A 20,299-nucleotide genomic window follows, 5' to 3' on the forward strand; every position below is an offset into this window, starting at 1 on the left:
GCCTATTTAGGGGCTGGCACCTCCCGGGCACCGGAGCCCGCCGCTGTCCGGACCGCATCGGCGATGTCCGTGGCGCGGAGAGCTTGGGCGAAGGAAACGGGCGGCGTTTCACCTGCGCAGAACCCTAAGGCCGCTTCTGCCTGGCGGAGGAAGAGATCAGAGGGCGGGAAGATTTCTTCGTGGTGTCCGCCGTCGCGGTCCCACACGTGAAGGGAATCGTTGGACCACAACATCCGGCCGTCAGTGGCCAGAATATCGATGGTGAGGCTCCAATTCCCTTGGTTGAGCCCTTGGGGTTCCTGCCAGGGAGACCAGTAGCTCTGCAAGGTAAACACCACTCCAGAGGGGAATTCGAGCGTTGAAACGACGTGTTCCGGCACCGGAGAGCCGTACAGGATGTTGCTGGCGCTGGTAGCCAGGACTTTCGGAGCACCCTTGAACCATGACGAAACCAGCTCGATGGCGTGAATACCGTTCACTACCGCGACGCCGCCCTCCTTCGGATCCGCACGCCATGAGTCGACGGACTGCTTGTGGGCAACCGAACGAACAGTAACGGCGATCACTTTGTTGTCTCGGACCCACGTGGATACGAACGGAACCCCTGGATGCTGGTGGAGCGTGTATCCCACCATGAGCCGTTCGTTCACTCCCGAAGCGGCGGCCATGATCGCAGCCCCCTGTGCATCCGCCGCCACAGGCTTTTCCGTCAGCACCCGGAAACCCCTGTTCAGCAGATCCGCACAGACGGTGGGTTGCACAGTTGCAGGCAATGCCACGACCACCAGGTCCAGCAGATCAGAGCGCAACTCCCCGGCGCTCGATACCCGGTCCGCACCCAGCTCCTGGGCCAGCCCGAGCACACGTTCGTCCTTATCAACCAGATGCGTGACATTTGCTCCGACCTCGGAGAATGCCCGGGCGTGCCGGGATCCGGCCCAGCCGGCCGCTCCGACAACAGCGACGCGAGGGCCCCGTTCCGCCGTCGTCATGATGCGGAACCTGGGAAGGCCGGGCCGAGGGTGAAAGGGGTACTCATGAAATCTCTCCTTTGAGTTCAATCAGCTAACGATGAAATCGGCCGCATCAAACATTGGTGTCGCACTTCCGTTCTGCAACGTGATGCCGGCGTTGCTTCGTGGATCCTTGATGTTCCTTTGGACTCGGCGAGTGGTCTTCAAACATGCGTGGCTTGTTGACCATGATGGCCCCCGCCACAAGCACTGCGAGCCAAGCACCGAGCATGCTGAATGAGAGCAACCAGCTACCGCCTGGACTGTGCAGGAGTGCAAAAAGGAAAGGACCAATGCTTGCCAGGGCGTAGCCGGTCCCCTGAGCAAACGCGGAGAGGCTCCCCGAGCCTGCTTGCGTTCGGGTTCTCTTGTTAATCATGGTGAACGCAAAGGAATAGGCACCCTGGCCCAGTCCGGCGACGACGACCCACACCGCTGCCGAGGCTGGAGGTGCGAAGATGATGCCTCCGTAACCTATGGCAAAGGCGACAACAAACACGACGGCCACAGGTAGCGGTCTGGGCATTCTTACAACAACCATGGGCACGATCAGAGCGACCGGCAGAGCAAGGATTGAATAGAGGGCCAGCATCGATCCAGCACTTTCCTGACTCATGCCTCTGTCGACGAGAACAACCGGAAGCCAAGTGAGCGCCGCAAAGGTGTTGCTGGAGCAACCAGCGAAAACCAAAGCAGTGCCCCAGCCGATTGATGACTTCCATGGCTTGACAATGTTCCTGAAGACTGGCGGACCATCGTTGGAGGGTCCGGACCGGGAGCTGGCAGCGGCCCGTTTGGCTGCAAGAAGTATCAGCCACGGAATCGCAGCAAGCGCACTGAGGACAGCCCAGATCCCGGTGGAGAACCGCCAGCCAAACAGGCTTCCCAAGGGGATGGCACATTGGGCGGCGACCGCGGTGCTGACTCCCAGGAGAGTGATGTGAAGCGCTGCGAGAAACCCGATTCGGTCGGGAAAGTACTTCATCAACAGAGGCGGAGCCACAACGTTGACCAGGCCAATACCGAGCATCGCAATGCAAGTAAAGATCAAGAATGCCAGGACATTCCATCCCACTGCGCGGCCTGCCTGACCAAGTGTTGTCAGCAGCATTGCAACGAGTAGCAGGTGCTCCAGCCGAATACGCCGTTGGAGCGGCATCGCGAAGAAGCCCATCATTGCGAAGCTGGCGGTCGGCAGCATTCCCAGGATCCCTGTCGCCACCGCATCGAAGGGAAGGTCCATGCTTATTTGGCCAAGGAGCGGAGACACCGCCGAAACAGCTTCTCTCGAGCTGAGGGCAACCAACAGGATTCCGACGAGCGGGGCGATACGCCCCCGAAACGACCGCTTCTTCGCTCCCTTTGCTTGTCGGGCACCATGACGCAGGCGAAACAGAGCTATGTTGCCACCCCCATATCCGAGAATTTACTCGGGCCACTGGTTATAAGTGGCACAGAAGAAACCTGTGCACCTTGTTTGAGGTGGGCAGTTCAACTTGCGTTGACTGCGTGGCTCGCCCATTCGCGCCCTGTTTGTTCCTTTGTGGGCAGACCGGCTGCGGCCAGGATCTGGTCCAACAGGCACTGGGTGCGTACAGCTTCGCGGCCGGAAGTTAGCGGCTGGGCCCTGTCGACCACACGGTCAAGGAAATGGTGAACGGCCGCTGAGAATCCGAGGGTGTCAGTCGCCGTCGCCCAGCCGTACGCTTCGGCACTCAGTTCCCTGGACGTGGTGACGCCGTTGATGGTGGTGGAGATCGTTTCAGGTGCCCGGACTTCGACGGTCTTTCCGTCACCGTAAGCGTCCAATTTCTCGTTCCATGCTCCCGCTGTGCGGGCCGCCATCAAAACGCCGGTGTTACCGGTGCTGAAGCGGATGGTCGCTGCGAGTCCATCTTCTTCCCAGGGATCTTCACCCGCGGCGTGGGCAGCCACGTGTTCAGGTTCGCCTCCGCAGTACCAGCGAAGGAGATCGACCATGTGAATGGCATTCTCGAATGTCGCACGGTATTCGGACCCCGGGCGGTTCTTCTGGGCGACGCAGAAGGTGGCACCTTTTTCGCCAAAGGCTTCCCGGCCGGCTGTGTAGACGGGTGCATACCTGCGGTTGAAGTCAACCATCAGGATCCTCCCCCGCTCGTCGGCGAGGTCTGCCAGGTGTTCTGCCTCCTCTGTCCCTGGGGCAAGCGGCTTCTCGCAGAACACGTCCACGTCACGCTTCAGGCAAAGCTCGACGGCGTGGGCATGCTCGGAGCGGGGGGTCAGGACGAATACTGCATCCAGCTCTTGTCCGGCCAGCATGTCCTCCACCGTTTTGTACGCAGCGTTGAAGCCCCAGCGCCGGACCAGGCTGCTTGGATCCTCACGCCGGGAAACCAGGGCAGCCAGTTCAACGTCATCTCGTTGGACCAAAGTGGGCAGCTGGGCAATCGTGGCGATGTTGCCGGCGCCGATAACTCCGACACGGAGGCGGTTGGTGTTCATCAGGCGTTCCTTACTTTGGCCGGATCAGAGAGCATTGAGCGCAGGACGGCGACGGACTCCCGGAAACCATCCTCGGGCGCGGGAAGGTCCTGCGGGTGCCAGCGATATTCGAGCTCGATGCTCAGTACGTCGTCGTAACCGTGCTGAAGCAGCGCGGCGAGGATTTGGGTCCATGGAATAACGCCGCTTCCGACTACGCGGGAACGGACCGCGCGCTCTGAGGCGTTGACCCTGGCCGTTTCCGTGGCACGAAAAGCCGCATCGGGATCTGTGAAGACAAGGTCTTTCACATGGACGTGACCGATCAGGTCACCTTGAACAGCGAAGGCTTCTTCGTAGTTTTCGTCGTGTGTAAAGGTCAGGTTCGCCTGGTCATAGAGCACTCGCACGGACGGCTGGGCGATTTCCCGGACCAGGGCGGCTGTATCCGCTGCCGTTTGGGTCATGGTGCCAAAGTGGTTCTCCACGCAAAGGCGGACGCCGGCCTGCTGGGCCTCGGGGGCAAGGGTCTCAAGCGCCTTACGCAGCTGAGCCCACCGCGCTGAGTGATCGGTGTCGCCAGGGTGCCACGAACCTGCGTAGACGCGGACCCGGTCAGCGCCGAGCAGTTGGGCGGTATCAATCGCCCCACGAAATTCGTCGACGGCTTTGTGCCATTCGGTATCGTCCAGTGAGTTGATCGCGGTGGTGTAGGGCGTCAGGCCGACGATGGGAACGCCTTCGCCTTCGGCCGCTTTGAGCGCCTCCATTGCCGAGCGCCGGTCCCCCAGGGGCAACCCGGACTTATAGTCATCCTGGTAGATGACCTCGGCGGCATCGAGCCCTGCAGCCCGAAAGAGACTAAGTGCTTGGGGAACCGTGTGGTTCGGGGTACCTAGTGTGTGACCCGCTAGCCGCATTGTTCATGTCCTTTCTAAAGTGTTTGGAGCTGCCGTCCAGTCAGCGGGACCGACCAGCAGGGGCGGTTCGGCGACGCGGGATCGGTCCACGATTTCCATCAACAGTCCCCAAGGGGTAACGAAGTAGGTCCAGCGGTTGCCGGCTACTCGGGGGCTGTCACCAGCGACTTCCTTGCGTTCCCCGAGTACGCGCACCCCGGGTGTTTGCTGTAGCACTGTGATTGCTTCATCGACGTCGTCCACGACAAAGCACAGGTGGTGCCCCCCGGCGTCGCAATGTCTCGGCGGCGACTCCCGCCGTTCAGCACTGTTCCACTCGAAAAGCTCGATGTTGAGGTTCGGTGGCAGGCGCAGCATGGCGAGCGTCAGCTTTGCATCTGATGGGACGTCGAAGTTTGTGGGCATGAACTCTTCGTCGGGCCCGCGTTCGGAACGGTATAGCTCTTCGGCTCCGAGGACCTCGACGAAGAACCGGATGCCTTCTTCAAGGTTTGGAACGGTCAGGCCGACGTGGTCCGTATGTTGAATCCCCGGCAGGCGACGGAACGTCGGGTCTCCTCCCCCGCTCATTTTCGGAGCTCCGAGGTGGAGCCACGGACCAGGAGCTCGGGTTCCAGCACAATATGGTCCACCGAACCGTCACCATTCTGCTTCTCCGCAAGTTCGATCGCGATATGTCCCATGTCAGCGATCGGCTGCCGCACTGTTGTCAGGGGAGGATTGAAGCGTGCACCGAGCGCAAGCCCATCGAACCCGATGACCGACACATCGTCCGGTACCCGCAGGCCACTTCGGCCGAGCGCCGAGATCACCGCAAAGGCCACCATGTCATTGGCCGCAATGATCGCTGTGGGCGGATTGTCCATTTCCAGGAAATGCTCTGCTCCGCGCGTACCCGCATCCAGATCGGAGCCGCTGTCCAGTACAACCGGCTTGCTGCCGTTTTCTGCGGTGAGTTCCAGATAGGCGTCCATGCGGTCCTGGGCCGTATGTGTCCCGGCGATACCGGAGACATAGCCGATTGACGTGTGGCCCAAGGAATGCAGATGATCCAGCGCCAGCATGATTCCTTTGCGGCTGTCGACCGTGACTGTAGGAACGGAATCGTCACCTTCCACGCGATCAATCACCACCACTTTATGGCCAAAGGCAAAACGCTTCAGCGCCTCGCTATCCACCTTCGTGGAGGGTGCCACAATCCCGAACGGGGCATACATCGCCTGCATGGCGGTGAAATATCCATCTGACTTGGCCGGGTCACCATTGGTGACGCACAGCATGAGTTGGTAGCCGCGCTCGTCAGCTGCCTGCGTCATCGTCTTGGCAAGTTCTGCAAAGAACGGGTTCGTAATGTCAGGGACAATCAGAGGGATGATGTTGCTGGTCTTGCGACGGAGTGCCTGCGCCAGAGGACTCATGGTGTAGCCCAGTCCTTCGGCAACACGGAGAATGTGCTCGCGTGTTTCACTCTTCACTGCCTCAGGGCGTGAGAACGCCCGGGAGACCGTTGACCGGTGGACACCGGCAGCTTTCGCAACGACGTCGATACTCAAGTCAGGCATGTTCGTTTCCTCCGTGCTGGTCGTCGTACGCCTGCCAGATGGGGCGCATGACATCTTCGAGCTGGGCCAGCGTGGGCAGGCCCCGGAATCCATCTTCCAGCGTCCGGGCGACGTTCCGTACAAAGGGATCGTAGAGCGGGTCGCTGTCCACGTTGATTTCGCCGGTCTCCGTCGTTCCGTCCGACGCGGTGAAGGTAGCTGTGCCGTCGGAATTGACAGAGGCGAACCCGGCCTCACCGGCTGAAGTAAAGCTGCAGTACCGCTTCAACGGGGACCCCGGAAATGCGTAGCCAACTTCCACTATGGCTTCCCGGCCCTCCGGCGTCGTGATGATGACACTGGCATGATCCTCAACGGCCTGGCGGTGGAGCGTTGAAGAGAGACGGGAATCCACCTGCGCTGCCTGCTCGTCACAACCCCGGAGAAACAGATCAACAAAATGTGGACCGAGGTTCGCCAGGCAGCCTCCCCCGGCTTTGACCGGATCGATCATCCAAGGATTGGCATTGTCCAGATACCGTGATGGTGGGCCAGCAATAAATGAAGCTCGCTGGTAGGTGGGGCGGCCTGCCTTGGCAAGCCATTTCTCTGTGGGTCCACCGCGCTGAACCAGGGGAACAGTGGCTGGCACGCCGGCTGATTCGGCGGCCCGGCGGACTGTGGAAAGCTCGTCAAGGGAGGTGCCCAAGGGCTTTTCCACGACGAACGGAATGCCACGCGCTATCAACGCCATGCATTTTTCTGCCATACCGTCGTGGGGACCAAAGACATATGCCAGGCCGATGTCGGGTAGATCAATCAGCTTGTGCCAATCAGCTTCAGCCTGCGCCCCCCATCGAGCGGCCAGTTCCTTCACCTGGATACGGGATACATCCTCGTCGCCCACTCCAATCACTTCGTGTTCTTCAGCGATAGCTTGCGCACAGAGTGGAACATGCCAGTGGGAAGCGCCCAGGACAATTGTTCGTACATGAGTCAACCGCAATACCCCCTTGTATGAGATCGGTTGCTGAGATCGGTTGCAATAACACTATGGATGGTGGGAGAGTTTGTCAACGAAACATCAATTCAGCCGGGCCAGGCGTGAAGGTTCCACCACCCGGCCAGAGAGAGGCCAGTATGAACAAGAAACTTCGCACGCTGCAGACCATCCACGAATCAGGAGCCGTCCTCATCGTGCGTTTGGACAACGCTGAACTTGCCGAGCAGGTCGCCGAAGCTGCCATCGAAGGAGGCTTCCGGGCCCTTGAGATTACCCTGTCGATTCCAGGGGCAGTTGATGTGATCCGCCGGCTGGCCGCAAAGCACTCACCCAGCGGCGTGGCGATCGGAGCGGGCACAGTGCTTGATGAGCATTCCGCCTACGAGTGCATTCGCGCGGGCGCTGAGTTCCTGGTCAGCCCGCAACTGAACCCCGCGATGATCAGAACAGCGAACCGGTACCAAGTGCCGACAATCAGCGGGGCTTACACACCAACCGAGCTAGTCGAGACCGCCGAAGCAGGCGCCGACATCCTCAAACTCTTCCCCACAGAGGCCGGCGGAGTTGCCTACGCCAAAGCAGTGCTGGCTCCACTGGCGCACCTGCCCATCATGCCGGCAGGCGGCGTGACTCTGGACAACGTGGGCGAGTGGTTTGCCGCCGGCGTCGCAGGGGTCGGCGTGGGCAGTTACGTGACCAAGGCGTGGCAGCCGGACGGTGACTTTAACCGCGTCAGCGAAGCAGCCCGGGCGTTCCTCGCCGCGGTATCAGAGGCCCGCCGATCATGACTCCCCAGGTCTTCATTGTCATTGGGCCGGCGGGCTCAGGAAAAACGACAATTGCCCAGCAAACGGCAGAGAAGCACCACGCGGCATACCTGGATAAGGACCGGGTCAGTGGCCGGTTTGTCGAATTCGCACTGACCGCCACCGGGCACGATCCCACAGACAGGGAGTCCAATGACTACTACCGCAACAACCTGCTTCCCCTTGAGTACGAAACCCTCATGGATGTGGCAGGGGTAAACCTGCGCCTCGGCCGGTCCGTAGTTCTCGACGCCCCTTTCGGGGCCTATTTCGGGGAGCCGGACTACTTGTCTCGCGCGGCAGATAGCTTCCAATGGCCACCGTCCGCCATCACGGTCGTCCGGGTACGGGTACCTAAAGACATTCTGCGCTCGCGGCTTATCCACCGCGGCCTGGAACGGGATCAGTGGAAACTTGCCCACTGGGATGATTACTGGTCCCTCTATGGCCGCTTGGAATGCACCTGGTCCGGAGTGGAATACCAGGACTTCGACAACGCGGCACCCCTTCACGCGCCGTAAAGAAACCCAGCCTCGCTGCAACCGGCGCTTTATGGATGTCAGTACCACTGGCGCCCCGCCGCCCTCACGCCCACAGCCGAAGTTGAAAATCCGCCGCGCAACTGCATGCAGACGTTGACAAGGATCACATGTGATCCGTATCGTTGCTTGCAACCGATCTCAGCAACCGATCTCATTGAGAGTCTGGGAGGCTGAAATAGCTCCGACAAAGTGAAGTCAGGCGCAGCCCGAAGCGTTCCAACCGATCGTCGTCCAGACAGTCGGTGGTCCCATCAGCCGACATATTGGCCGGGCTGACCCGCACACCGAAGTGTCCGGGACTTCTCACATCCCCTCTGCAACAATCGTGAAATATGGAGAGTTCAATGAAGACCTCAAAAGAAGCCGACAGCGGACTGGCCGCTTCGGAACTTCCCGAAGCGACGAAGCACCCTCGCCGCACCCTAAACATGGTCGCCGGCACCATCGGACACTTCGTGGAATGGTACGACTGGTACATCTACGGATTGCTGGCAGCCGTATTCTCGTCACAGATATTTCCCAGCGATTCCCCGTTTGCCTCACTCATCGCAGCACTACTGACGTATGCAGTCGGGTTTGTTGTACGTCCACTCAGCGGCATTATCGTCTCCCCGCTGGCCGACCGTTTTGGACGACGGCTCATCCTGACACTGTCCGTCTCCGGGATGGCGCTCGGCTCGCTTATCATCGGCCTCACACCATCATTCGCGAGCATCGGCTACGCGGCGCCCGTCCTCTTCCTGGTTGCACGCATCATCCAGGGCATTTCGGCCGGCAGCGAGGGCCAAAGCGCCATCGCCTTCATGGTGGAACACGCTCCAGCGAACCGGCGGGGCCTGTTCGGCTCTTTCACCAACATGGCGAGCGGCCTCGCGACACTCGCGGCTACCGGTGCAGCAGCACTGGTGACCTCATCCTTCTCTACCGCCGATCTCGCCGCGTGGGGGTGGCGCATCCCCTTCGTTGTGGGTGGCTTCCTCGGCATCGTCGGCCTCATCCTGAGGGCCCGGGCAGAAGAAACCCCCGAGTTCGAGGCAGAAGCACTCGTGGATCAGAAGTCCGCTGCAGCCCGCCTGATGGACCTGCTTCGCGAACACCCGAAGGCCTTGCTGCAAGCAGCAGCGCTCTCTGCCCCGGCTGTGGCCTACTACACCTGGGCCACCTTCCTCCCCACCTACGCCAAGCTGACTTCCGGCCGGGATCTGTCCTCCACACTGGCCGGAAGCGTTATTGGGCTGGCACTCCTCGTGGTCATCGTGCCGGCCTGCGGTGCGCTCTCCGATCGGCTCGGCCGACGCAAGATCTTCCCCATCATCGGCGCCATCGGGATGATCGTTCTCTTCTACCCCTTGCTCCTGCTCCTCAACCAGCCTGGCTTCTGGGTATACGTCCTGGTATCGGCCTCCGGGTGGGTTGTTCTGGGTATCTGGCAGTCGGTCTATCCGACCATCCAGGCCGAACTTTTCCCGGCATCGGTCCGGGTATCGGGCATCGGATTCGCGCATCAAATCGTGATTGCCGTCTTTGGTGGCACCGCCCCGCTGATCGCTGCCGCATTCGTTGGCGCCGGGCAGCCAATGCTTGTAGCTGTCTACATGATCGTCGTCGTCGCCCTCTGCCTCGTCGTCTACTTCACGCTTCCGGAGACCGGCAACCGCGGCGACCGCTCCACCGTGGCACTCGCTGACCCGGAGGTACTCGAAGGCAAACACCTGGCGGCAAGCGCCCCGCAGGCTGGCAACGAGGCGAAGATTACCCGCTAACCACGCTATCCCCTGAAGGCGACCCGAGAATGCTCAAAGCTTCTACGGAACCTTGAGAACCATCGAGCCGCCAGGCCAGTGGGAACGAATCTCCCAGCGGACACCGAAACTCACAATTGCTGATGAACGCTGTCTACCTTGACACTTAATTGAGAGGAACCCTCCGCGTGAACAACATGATCATCAACACGTTTTCCTACCTATGGTCATCCACGGCCATAGACGCGATTGCGGAACTGGCCGGAAACGGATACAGGACCTTTGAGGTTCCAGTGAGTTCTCCCCACTGTTGGCCCGATGAAATCTCCAAGGCCGAGCGTTCCGCGATCTACGCCCGGCTCAATGAGTACGGCGCCTCCATCAAGTCTCTGAACGCCGGCGGATACGACATCAATCTCGCCAGCCCTGCAGCAAATATGCGGCGAAAGAGCATTGAGCACATCACGTCAGTGATTGAGCTCGCCGAAGGTTGGGGAGTCTCTGAGGTGGTCATATCCCCCGGGACACGCCGCCCTATGATCTCCCCCTCTCTTGAGAAAACCTACGGGTGGATGTACGAGAGTCTTGACAGCCTGATTCCGCTGGCCAAGCAGGCCGGCACGCGTCTCCTCTTCGAGAACACCCCCTATTGCTTCACACCTACCATCGAGGATCTGGCAGGCGTCGTCGGCACGATCAACGACGACTCGGTCAAGATCGTGTATGACGTCGCCAACGCAGCCTATATAGGTGAGGACCCCGTCGAAAGCCTGCTCTCGCATCACAAATCCATTGGCTTGGTGCATATCTCCGATACAGGCACGGACACCTGGGGTCACGATCCGATCGGGACGGGAGTGATCGACTGGCACGGTCTGGGCCAGGCCGTCAGGGAAACGTGCGGAGTGAGCAACGTCGTTCTTGAGATCATTCGTGAGGAGAACCCCGTGCAGGAATTCAAGACGGCGATGCAGGCCCTCAGGGATCACGGGTGGGAACTCACAAACTGACCCTGAAACCGGGATCACGGCACTTCAGCCAGTAACTGCAAGAGAAATATCAAAAGGTCATACTGCCCATTTCTCCGCAACGCCAATGGACGTTGCGGTCCGGGACTTTTCCGATGTGACCATTATTGAAGGAGTGAACGCAATGAGAGCGTTGGTTAGCGGTGGAAGCAGCGGCATAGGAGCAGCCGCCTGTCTGAGAATCGCAGAGGCGGCCCTCGCCCGGGGCGAGCACCCGAGGGTAGCAGTTGCTGGCCACGAGAACAACGGCAACCAAGACCACGTCGTTCGTTCAATCGAGTCTATGGGCGGCACCGCTATTTCCTTGGCGGGAGACCTCGGTGACCCAGCAGTGCCGGGCAAATTGGTAGACGCCGCGGTGGCTGAGTTCGGGGGGCTCGACACACTGATCGCGAATGCGGGCATTGCCAATCCTGGCCCGATCTGCGATGTCTCCTTGGAAGACTGGGACGACATGTTCTCCGTAAATCTTCGCGGCGCGTGGCTCCTTGCCAAGGCCAGCCACCCGCACTTGCAGCAGAGCCGCGGTTCCGCCTGTTTTACCTCGTCGATGTCAGGTCAGATACCCCATGCTGGATCAGGTGCCTACAGCCCCAGCAAAGCTGCGTTGACTATGCTTGCCCAAACACTCGCGCTGGAATGGGCACCTGAAGGAATTCGAGTCAACGTCGTCTCCCCGGGCATGACTCATACCCGGATGACCGAAAAAATGTACGAGGACCCCCACATCAAGAAGGCAAGGGAAAACATCATCCCGTTGGCGCGGATTGGAGATCCCATGGACATTGCGAACGTCATTGAATTCCTCGTAAGCCCCCTTGCGGGCTATGTCACCGGGCAGGACATCTGTGTCGATGGCGGCTTCTCCAAGTCCATTCTGAGCCATATTCCGGGACGGCCGAGTTCCAAAGCCTGAAGCCCGGTCATACAGGAACACATGGCAAGCCCCGCCACGGCCGAGCCCACCCCCGGCTGAGCCGGCGCGCAAGCCAGGTTCGACATGTGGGAACAGCACACGTGCGGCGGCGGGGCTCCACCCGCCGCCGCCGATGTGGTGCAGTCAAAGCACCCGATCTTCAATCCCGGATACCAGTACAGGAGGAGGCACCGTGTACATGGCAAAGAATGTTTTGGATGGCACGGAATGGACCGCTGCGGAGTTTGCGGCTCTTCTTCCACCGGAACAGAAATTGGCCCGGCAGGAACTGGCATGCCTGTCTTGTGGAGGCCCGGCCGTATTTCGGGCAGGGCCGAAGCGTCAGCCGTCGTTCGCCGCCCAGCATCAGCGTGGCTGCCAGTTGATTGCCCCGGCATGGAGTGCTTTTACGTACTTGGCTGGCCAGGGATGCACCGCCGTCCAGCGCCCCGATCATCAATAGAATCAACCTCTCGACGGCCACTGTCTGCCGATACGGGTGCAGACGGAGCCCTTCCGGGAATGGAACAATCACTGGGATCCGAATCATCCGCAGTGCCACGGTGGGGTTGGATCACCCCGTCGTCGATGCCCGGTACCCGGACCGGGCTTAGGGTAGGGCATGACCGACCACGGAAAGACCTGGCACGACCAACACAAAGCTTCGCTCACCAAGGGCCAGCGCGCCGCGGACATCATGCGGAACGGAATGGGAAGCTGGCCGTTCGTGGGAAGCTTCATCGGCTTCATGATGATTTGGGCGGGCATCAACACGTGGGCGCTGGTAACTCACGCCTGGGACCCCTACCCCTACATTCTCCTGAACCTCTTGCTTTCAATGCTGGCGGGACTCCAAGGCGCCATCCTCCTCATCGCCGCCAAACGTCAGGATGCCATCGCCGCGGTCATGGCACAGCACGATTACGACACCAACCTGAAAGCAAAAGAAGAGATCGGCCTCCTGATCACCATTAACCGCGAGCAGCTGGCCATCCTGCAGGAACTCAAGGACATCAAGGACTCCGCAAGGACACATCGTTCCTGAACCGCAGCGCAACAACGCCGAAAGCATGGGATGGCAGCCTGCTAGCCTCTCCTCATGCGCACAACGTCGGCACGATCTTCAGCCACAGCCAGCGGACAGCGCGTATTGATCCTGTCCGCAGGCGTGGGATCAGGGCATAACAGCGCTGCGGCGGCGGTACAACAAGCGTGCGCCGCACGTGGTGACATCGCCGAGGTGCAGGTGCTGGACGTGTTGCAGGTGAGCAGTGTGCTTTACCGCGCAATGCTGGGCAAGGGCTACTTCGTCCTGGTGGAGGACCTGCCCTGGCTGGTCGAGTGGGGCTACGACATCAGCAACCCGCCGTTCCGGCGACGTGGCCCCATTGACCCTTGGACCCGGGTGAACGCCAGCCCGGTCGTTAGTGCCATCAAGCGTTTTCGGCCTACCGCTGTTATCTGCACGCATTTCCTCCCCGCCCAGCTGTTGGCTTCATTGATCCTTCGCGGCGTGGTTGATGCAAAGACCGCTGTGGTGACCACCGACTACGACTTCCAAGGCCTGTCCCTGTCGGGCGCGTTCCACAAGATCTTCGTGGCCAGGGAGGAGGGAAGGATGGAGCTCATGGCGCTGGGACTTCCTCCCGACCGTGTCGCTGCAACGGGGATCCCGATCACCACACAGCCCAATCCACCGCCGGTACGCGATACCACTAAGCCACCTATGCTGCTCATCTCAGCGGGCGCGACCGGTGGCGACTACGCAGTCTCGGTGGTGCGGCAAACACTGCATATGCGATCGGCGTTCACAGCAACTATCGTGTGCGGACACAACGATGCGCTGCGGCAGCGCATCGAGGCGCTGGTGGCCTCCGCCGGTGACCGCTACCGCGTACTCGGCTTCACGACCGAAATGCCGCAACTGCTGCAGCAGGCGGACCTGTTCGTGGGCAAGCCGGGTGGGCTCTCGGCGTCGGAGTGCATGGCTGCCGGCCTCCCGATGGTTCTTGTGAACCCTATCCCGGGGCAGGAGGTCCGCAACGGCGACTACCTCATGGAGCAGGGCGCAGCCGTCCGTTGCAACGCAGCAGCAACGATCGGCTGGAAGATCGATGAAGTTCTGCGTGAGCCCGGCCGTTTACAGCTGATGCAGGCGGCGGCGCGGAGAACAGGCCGTCCTGACGCCGCAGCTGACGTACTCAGCGAGCTGCTGGGCGCACCGTCCCGTCCGCTGGTGGTGTCGCGGGCGGCGCAAAGGACCATTCTTGCTGCCAGCGAGCAGCGCTTCGTCGCGACGGATCTCACGGGACCTTCCTCCTTGGTCCGTTTGGTCGACCGGGCTTCGGGCAGCACAGTTGCCTTGCTGCAAGAGGAAGAGTTGGTGGATCTCGAGAAGCGCTATGCGACAACGGACGGAGACTTGGTGCTGCGGCCGGGCCGGGCATCCCTGGTTCTCCGGTGGGAGGAACGTCGACTGCTCCGCGCCATGCTTCGGGGCGACGACGCACTGCCCGTCCGTAGTGAAGGGCCGAGGACACCATTCCGCGATCTTCCCAGGTAGCGGAACCCCGGTCCGGGTCAGGCCCGATGATCGTCTGATGTGTCGTCGTCGGTGTACTGCCCGTCTGCGGGTCGCAAGGGGACGGCGTTCTCCCAACCGTCCGGGCTGTGTTGGCTTGCGAGCAGTGCCCACTCCCCCGGCCGGGCAGACCAGCGCCGTGTGGTTGGATCGCGCTGCAGGGTGGGGCCGGCATCCAGAACGACCCGGGCTGTCATCTCCGCACCGGGCAGCAGGCTCACCTTCTTGAAGCCCAGGAGCTGGGCCACCGGGTTGCGCCTGGACACATCCGCGGCGTAGATCTGGATGACGGTGGAACCCTTGCGGTCGCCGTTGTTTATTACGAGCACGTCCGCATGGCCACCTGCGGTGTCCAACGAGTGGTCGAGCAGCCGGTGTGCAATGGTCGTGTAGCCCAGGCCGAAACCGAACGGGAAAGCGGGCCTATGCCCCTCGCCGTCGAGAAGGCGCTGGCCCCACTGGTCGTCATAGACAACGGACTTGGCCGCGGAGTCGAAGAAGGGCAGGTGCGCGGCGTCCGTTGGCAGCACAAAGGGCAGGCGTCCGCCGGGCTCCTCGCTGCCGGTCAGCACGCTCGCGAGCCCGCGGCCGCCCTCCATACCGCCGTACCACGCGATAAGGAGCGCCGGCACGCGGTCACGCCAGTTCTCGGTGAGGATTGCGCTGCCGCCAACAAGCACGACGACGGTCCGGGGGTTCGCGGCGACGACTGTGTGAATGAGCCGTTCGTCAGAGGGACGCAGGTTAAGTGAGCTCCGATCGCCGCCTCGGACAAAGCGGGAGGCCAAGTGCGCGAGTCCTATGAGAACCCGACGAAGGGGACCTGAGCCAAAGGTCCGGCCGAGCACGCCCACGTCCACACCGCCGGTGACAACTGACTCGCCCTCGTCATGCTGATCCAGGCCGACGACGACGATCGCCGTCTCCGCCGCGGCGGCCATCGCCGCCGCGCGCTGCTCGTTCCGACCGGTCGTGGTCGTGATCAACACCCCGGGAAGCGCCTCACGCAGGCCCTGCAGGGGCGAGACGGTGGACGGAGGCCGGACCCGTGACGAGCCATGATCGCCGAGGTTCGCGCTGGCCGCGAGCCGTCCGATCACCGCGAGATGACGCGTGGTGGGTGCCAACGGCAGGAGCGGCGCCTCCCCGACGGATGCGTTCTTCAGCAGGACGATCGACTCCTCGGCGACCCGTCGGGCTAAGGCCCGGTGGGTCTGGGAAGCGATGACGGCGGCCGTTGGGGCCGATGGTTCCCGGGTCGCGGCATGGAGCACGCATGTGCGCAGGATGCGGCGTGCGGACTGCAGCACCGTCGCGCGGGCCAGCTCGCCGTTACCCAGCGCGGCCGGCAGTTCGCGGGCTCGCAGCAGCCGCAGCGGCATCTCCACGTCCATTCCTGCCTCCAGGCTGACCACCGCGTCGTGGGTGCCGAAGACCCAGTCGCTCGTTACGAAGCCTGAAAAGTCCCACTCCTGTCTCAGTACATCCGTGAGCAGCGCGCGGTTGAGGTCCATGTACTCACCTCGCACCCGGTTGTACGAACTCATGACGGAGTCCGCGCCCGCATCCACAACCGCCTTGAAGTGCGGCAGGTAGACCTCATGCAGGGCGTGTTCGTCCACTGCCACGTCGACCTCGAAGCGCTCGTTTTCCATCGAGTTGAGCGCAAAGTGCTTTACACACGCCATCACGTGCAGGCGAACGCCCCGGGTTATGGCCGATCCCATGTGGCCGGTGAGCACCGGGTCCTCGCCGTAGCACTCCTGCGCCCGGCCCCACCCGGGGTGGCGAAGCAGATTGACGCAGACCGAGGCCGAGTAGTTCGCACCCCGGGCCCTGGTTTCCAGGCCAATAGCGACACCGACACGTTCCTCCAGCGATGGATCCCACGTCGCTGCCCTCGCAATCGTCACGGGGAAAGCCGTGGAGGCGCCGATCACTACGCCGCGGCCACCGTCACTGAACCGGATCCCTGGTATGCCGAGCCGCGGGACCGCCCCCGCCACGAACGGGCGTCTGCCCAGCAGTGCCGGGATGAAGGGGAGCAGCACCCTTGGCGAGTCGCCGTCGAGCAGACCGAGGATCTCCCCGTCCGTCATCCGGTCGATCAGCTGGTCCGCCGCTTCATCCGCGGTGAGTCCACCCGTCCGGACTGCTTGCACTGCCTCGTCGAAGGCTTCGCCTGGCGCTGTCATCTCCGTAGAAGCCGGCTCTTGCCTTGGCGCCGCGCTTCGTCCCGCACGCGCTGCCCGTCGTTCCGGAGATATCTTCATGTACTAGAGTCTGCACCCTGCACGTAGAGGCAGCTGACCAGAAGAGTCGAGCATCGGCCATGGACCCGCCATGGTTGAGCAGGTCCGGCCCGTCATGCCGCAGGGATTTCTTCCGGTTCACGGCTGGAACCGATAACCCATCCCGGGTTCGGTCATGAAGTGTCGCGGATTCCCCGGCTCGGGTTCGAGTTTGCGCCGAAGCTGCGCCATGTAAACCCGGAGGTAGTTTGCTTCTTTGGCGTAGGCAGGTCCCCACACCTCGGTAAGGAGCTGCTGCTGGGTGATAAGTTTCCCGGGGTTCCGGACCAGGACGTCCAGAATGCTCCATTCGGTAGGCGTCAATCGAACGTCTTCCTCCTGGCGGCTGGCCTTTCTGCCTGCCAGATCGAGCACGAACGAGGACGTAGCGACTACCGGGGGCTCGTCGGAAGGCTCGACCGTCCGCCGGAGAATCGCGCGGAGGCGCGCAAGGAGTTCATCCAGACCAAACGGCTTGGTGATGTAATCATCGGCTCCTGCGTCGAGTGCTTCAACTTTGTCGGTAGACCCGTGCCGGGCGGACAGCACCAGGATCGGGACGTCGCTCCATTCCCTGATCCTGGTGATGACGTCAGTGCCGTCGATGTCGGGCAATCCGAGGTCAAGGATCACGACGGCAACCGGGTGCTGCGCGGCTGACAGCACGGCGGCTTCACCGTTTTCGGCCGTCGTTACTCCATAGCCGTGGGCCTTCAGGGTGATCTGCAGTCCTTTGAGGATGTGAGGATCGTCGTCAACCACCAGGACGTTGTTCATTGGCCACCCCTGCGGTGGCCCAGGGGTGATCGGTGAGTGGAGTGCAACAGCAGTGATTGTGCTTCCATGGGCGCCTGTGGGGCCTCCCGTTCCAGCGGCGCCCCCGTGGAGAGCGGCATCCGGATGACCATGGTCAGGCCACCACCTGGCGTCGCCTCTGCGGTCAGGGTACCGCCCATGGCTTCGGCGAATCCCTTGGCCACTGCCAGTCCCAAACCGACGCCTGTGCTCGCCGGTACATCGTCCAGGCGTTGGAAGGGCTGAAACATGCGCACGACGCCGTCCGCGGGAACACCTTGGCCATGGTCGATGATCCGGAGCTCCCCGGATGGCCGGCCGTCCAGCGAGGTGGTGCTCAGCCCTCCCCCTGAAGCAACGATCACGATGTCCGAGCCGGGCGCATACTTGACGGCGTTCTCGGCGATGTTGGCTATGACACGTTCCAGCATGCCCGCATCGGCGTCGATGGCCGGGAGATTTGCCGGCAGGTCCACACGAACAGTGCCGGACGGTACTCCGCGCAGAGCGGCCGGAATGACTTCGTGCCAGCGGACAGGTTTGATCAGGGCGTTGACGGAGTCGGAGGTGATCCTGGACATGTCCAGGAGGTTTCCGACCAGGACATCGAGCCGATCCGAACACTCATCAATCGTCGTCAGCAGGTCCTGCTCCTCGTCAGGGGTGTAGTGGACATCGTGTTGCTTGAGTCCACCGACGGCCAGTTTGATCCCGGCCAAGGGCGTTCGGAGATCGTGCGAAACGGCGCGGAGGATGGAAGTTCGCATGATGTTGCTTTCGGCCAGTCTCATGACCTCACGCCGGCTGGCGGCAAGCTGGCGTCGCTCGAGCTGGGCAGCGAGATGCGAGCCGAAAGCTCCCAGCAGGCGCCGGTCGCTCGCGGGCAGTGTCCTGCCGTAAAGAATCAGCCGGGTCCGGTTGTCGATCTGCTCCGTGGTCTCGCCACCGGAAGGCCGATCGTTGCCCTCGGCAGACACAGCAGCTATGTCACCGGCTTTAGCCGCCAGGCGCCAGTCCTGGTCGGGGTCCCCTCCATTGTCTGTGGTGAGCAGTGCGGCGCCGTGCATTTGGAAGACGTCCAGGGCTTGCGCCAGCAGCCCATTGACCGTGTCCTCCGCATCTGTCGCTCCGCGCGTCAAATCAGCCATGGTCGCAGCTTCCGCACGGGCGCGCGTGGCCTCTTTGGATCGCCTGGCGGAGATGTCCACGACGGCGGCCACGGCAGCTGAGACGCCGACGAAGACCAGGAGGGCCAGCAGGTTCTGGGGATCGCTGATGGTCAGGTTCCCAACGGGCGGCGTGGAGAAGTAGTTGACCAGAAGACTGCTCCACACTGCGCCCAGGAGCGCTGGCCAGAGTCCGCCGACCAGGGCAACGGCGACAGAACCAGTGAGCTGGACGAGGACCGCCGTCGCGATGTTGTGGGAAGGGCTCGCCGCCAGGACGAGCTGCAGGAGCACGGGCAGGACAACGGCAAGGCCGAAGCCAACCACCACCCGGACCCTGCCCAGCTCACCACGGCGGGGACGGTCCACACCCTGACCGCCCAGAGGATGGGAGACCATATGGACGTCGATGTCTCCTGATTCCCGAACAACCTTGTTACCAACGCCGGCACCGATGAGCCGTCCCGCCAAGGAGCGGTGCCGGGACACGCCCACCACGATTTGTGTTGCGTTGACGCTGCGGGCAAAGTCCAGAAGCGCTTGGGCCGGGTCCTCCCCCGCCACCGTGTGATAGCTTCCGCCGAGGTCCCGGACCAAGTGCCGCTGCGATTCGAGGTGCTGTGGTGATTCACCGGAAATGCCATCGGCGGCGCGGACGTGGACGGCCAGGAGGTCGCCGCCGTTGACCCGTTTGAGTATTCTGGCGGCACGCCGGATCAGGACTTCGCCTTCGGGACCGCCGGTCAGGCCGATGACGATCCGCTCCCGCGTCGGCCAGCTGGCCTCGATGTGGTTCTCTTCCCTGTACTTCGCCAGGCCCTCGTCCACGCGGTCTGCGAGCCAGAGGAGGGCAAGCTCCCGCAATGCCGTCAGGTTTCCCAGCCGGAAGTAGTTTGATAACGCTGCATCTACTTTGTCGGCGGCGTATATTTTCCCGTCTCCCAACCGTTGTCGCAGCAACTCCGGAGAGATATCCACCAAGTGGATCTGGTCAGCCCGCCGCACGACGTCGTCTGGAACGGTCTCTGCCTGGCGGACTTCCGTAATGGCCAGCACGACATCCCCCAGCGACGCCAGATGTTGCACGTTCACGGTGGACAGCACGTTGATGCCTGCCTCGAGGAGTTCCTCGATGTCCTGCCAGCGTTTTCCATTGCGGCTGCCGGGGATGTTGGTGTGTGCGTACTCATCCACGACGGCGGTGTGCGGCCGCCGTGCCAGAACGGCGTCGAGATCCATTTCCTCAAAGGCCGTGCCCCGGTACTGAACTGTCCGCGCGGGTATGGATTCCAGCCCCTGGGTCAGTGCCCGCGTATCGCTGCGGCCGTGATCCATGGCAAAAGCCACCACCACGTCCTCGCCGCGGCCCACCAGCCGGTGTGCTTCTTCGAGCATGGCGTAGGTTTTGCCGACACCCGGGGCAGCGCCCAGGAAGATTCTCAGTGTCGCCCGTGCCATAGCCTCATTCTTCCACCCGGAAGGGCCTTCCCGC

17 protein-coding genes are annotated in these 20,299 nt (G+C 62.1%); 7 read left to right on the forward strand and 10 right to left on the reverse strand.

Annotated elements, in window-relative coordinates; genetic code table 11:
- Positions 1-2: 2 nt before the first annotated feature.
- The 7 genes from QF015_RS02580 to QF015_RS02610 form a co-directional block, all read right to left on the reverse strand.
- Complete coding sequence (locus QF015_RS02580) at positions 3-992, reverse strand: Gfo/Idh/MocA family protein (protein WP_429386680.1); 990 nt, start codon at positions 990-992, stop codon at positions 3-5.
- Between the two features lie 94 nt (positions 993-1,086).
- Positions 1,087-2,319 (reverse strand): CynX/NimT family MFS transporter, encoded by a 1,233-nt coding sequence (locus QF015_RS02585; protein WP_429386682.1) that lies wholly within the window; start codon positions 2,317-2,319, stop codon positions 1,087-1,089.
- Positions 2,320-2,504: 185 nt separating this feature from the next.
- Positions 2,505-3,497: a Gfo/Idh/MocA family protein gene (locus QF015_RS02590; RefSeq protein ID WP_429386684.1), complete on the reverse strand. Its 993-nt coding sequence runs from the start codon at positions 3,495-3,497 to the stop codon at positions 2,505-2,507.
- Positions 3,497-4,396 (reverse strand): sugar phosphate isomerase/epimerase family protein, encoded by a 900-nt coding sequence (locus QF015_RS02595; RefSeq protein WP_310205408.1) that lies wholly within the window; start codon positions 4,394-4,396, stop codon positions 3,497-3,499. Before QF015_RS02595 ends, QF015_RS02590 begins: the two co-directional genes overlap by 1 nt.
- A 3-nt stretch (positions 4,397-4,399) precedes the next feature.
- Entirely contained in the window at positions 4,400-4,966 is a 567-nt protein-coding gene (locus QF015_RS02600) for a VOC family protein (RefSeq protein ID WP_429386686.1), read from the reverse strand.
- A complete protein-coding gene (locus QF015_RS02605; protein ID WP_310205413.1) occupies positions 4,963-5,958 on the reverse strand; it encodes a LacI family DNA-binding transcriptional regulator in 996 nt (331 codons plus the stop codon). The genes QF015_RS02600 and QF015_RS02605 overlap by 4 nt, the downstream gene beginning before the upstream one ends.
- On the reverse strand, positions 5,951-6,853 hold the full coding sequence (locus tag QF015_RS02610) for a Gfo/Idh/MocA family protein (RefSeq protein WP_310205416.1): 903 nt from the start codon (positions 6,851-6,853) through the stop codon (positions 5,951-5,953). Before QF015_RS02610 ends, QF015_RS02605 begins: the two co-directional genes overlap by 8 nt.
- Positions 6,854-7,077: 224 nt before the next feature.
- On the opposite strand from QF015_RS02610, the gene QF015_RS02615 reads away from it, so the two are divergent.
- From QF015_RS02615 to QF015_RS02645, 7 genes are all read left to right on the forward strand, one after another.
- Positions 7,078-7,728, forward strand: a complete 651-nt coding sequence (locus QF015_RS02615) for a bifunctional 4-hydroxy-2-oxoglutarate aldolase/2-dehydro-3-deoxy-phosphogluconate aldolase (protein WP_310205419.1) — start codon at positions 7,078-7,080, stop codon at positions 7,726-7,728.
- Positions 7,725-8,267, forward strand: coding sequence for an AAA family ATPase (locus QF015_RS02620; protein ID WP_310205422.1), 543 nt, complete (start codon positions 7,725-7,727; stop codon positions 8,265-8,267). The genes QF015_RS02615 and QF015_RS02620 overlap by 4 nt, the downstream gene beginning before the upstream one ends.
- Positions 8,268-8,632: 365 nt before the next feature.
- A complete protein-coding gene (locus QF015_RS02625) occupies positions 8,633-10,051 on the forward strand; it encodes an MFS transporter (RefSeq protein ID WP_310205425.1) in 1,419 nt (472 codons plus the stop codon).
- Between the two features lie 176 nt (positions 10,052-10,227).
- Entirely contained in the window at positions 10,228-11,040 is an 813-nt protein-coding gene (locus QF015_RS02630; RefSeq protein ID WP_429387036.1) for a sugar phosphate isomerase/epimerase family protein, read from the forward strand.
- A 142-nt stretch (positions 11,041-11,182) separates the two neighbouring features.
- A complete protein-coding gene (locus QF015_RS02635; RefSeq protein ID WP_310205428.1) occupies positions 11,183-11,974 on the forward strand; it encodes an SDR family NAD(P)-dependent oxidoreductase in 792 nt (263 codons plus the stop codon).
- Between the two features lie 622 nt (positions 11,975-12,596).
- Positions 12,597-13,019 (forward strand): DUF1003 domain-containing protein, encoded by a 423-nt coding sequence (locus tag QF015_RS02640; RefSeq protein ID WP_429386690.1) that lies wholly within the window; start codon positions 12,597-12,599, stop codon positions 13,017-13,019.
- Between the two features lie 54 nt (positions 13,020-13,073).
- The gene (locus tag QF015_RS02645) at positions 13,074-14,537 is read left to right on the forward strand and encodes an MGDG synthase family glycosyltransferase (protein WP_429386691.1); all 1,464 of its coding nucleotides are present in this window, start codon (positions 13,074-13,076) and stop codon (positions 14,535-14,537) included.
- 17 nt (positions 14,538-14,554) lie between these two features.
- Here QF015_RS02645 and QF015_RS02650 read toward each other — a convergent pair whose 3' ends face one another.
- From QF015_RS02650 to QF015_RS02660, 3 genes are all read right to left on the reverse strand, one after another.
- Positions 14,555-16,750, reverse strand: a complete 2,196-nt coding sequence (locus tag QF015_RS02650; protein WP_429386693.1) for a glycoside hydrolase family 3 C-terminal domain-containing protein — start codon at positions 16,748-16,750, stop codon at positions 14,555-14,557.
- A gap of 195 nt (positions 16,751-16,945) precedes the next feature.
- Positions 16,946-17,623 carry a response regulator gene (locus QF015_RS02655; RefSeq protein WP_429386694.1) on the reverse strand — a complete coding sequence of 226 codons (678 nt, stop codon included), beginning with the start codon at positions 17,621-17,623 and terminating at the stop codon, positions 16,946-16,948.
- On the reverse strand, positions 17,620-20,265 hold the full coding sequence (locus QF015_RS02660) for a DUF4118 domain-containing protein (protein WP_429386696.1): 2,646 nt from the start codon (positions 20,263-20,265) through the stop codon (positions 17,620-17,622). Before QF015_RS02660 ends, QF015_RS02655 begins: the two co-directional genes overlap by 4 nt.
- Between the last annotated feature and the right edge of the window lie 34 nt (positions 20,266-20,299).

It is taken from the genome of Paenarthrobacter sp. TE4293 (assembly GCF_050435325.1).
Lineage (GTDB): Bacteria > Actinomycetota > Actinomycetes > Actinomycetales > Micrococcaceae > Arthrobacter > Arthrobacter nitroguajacolicus_C.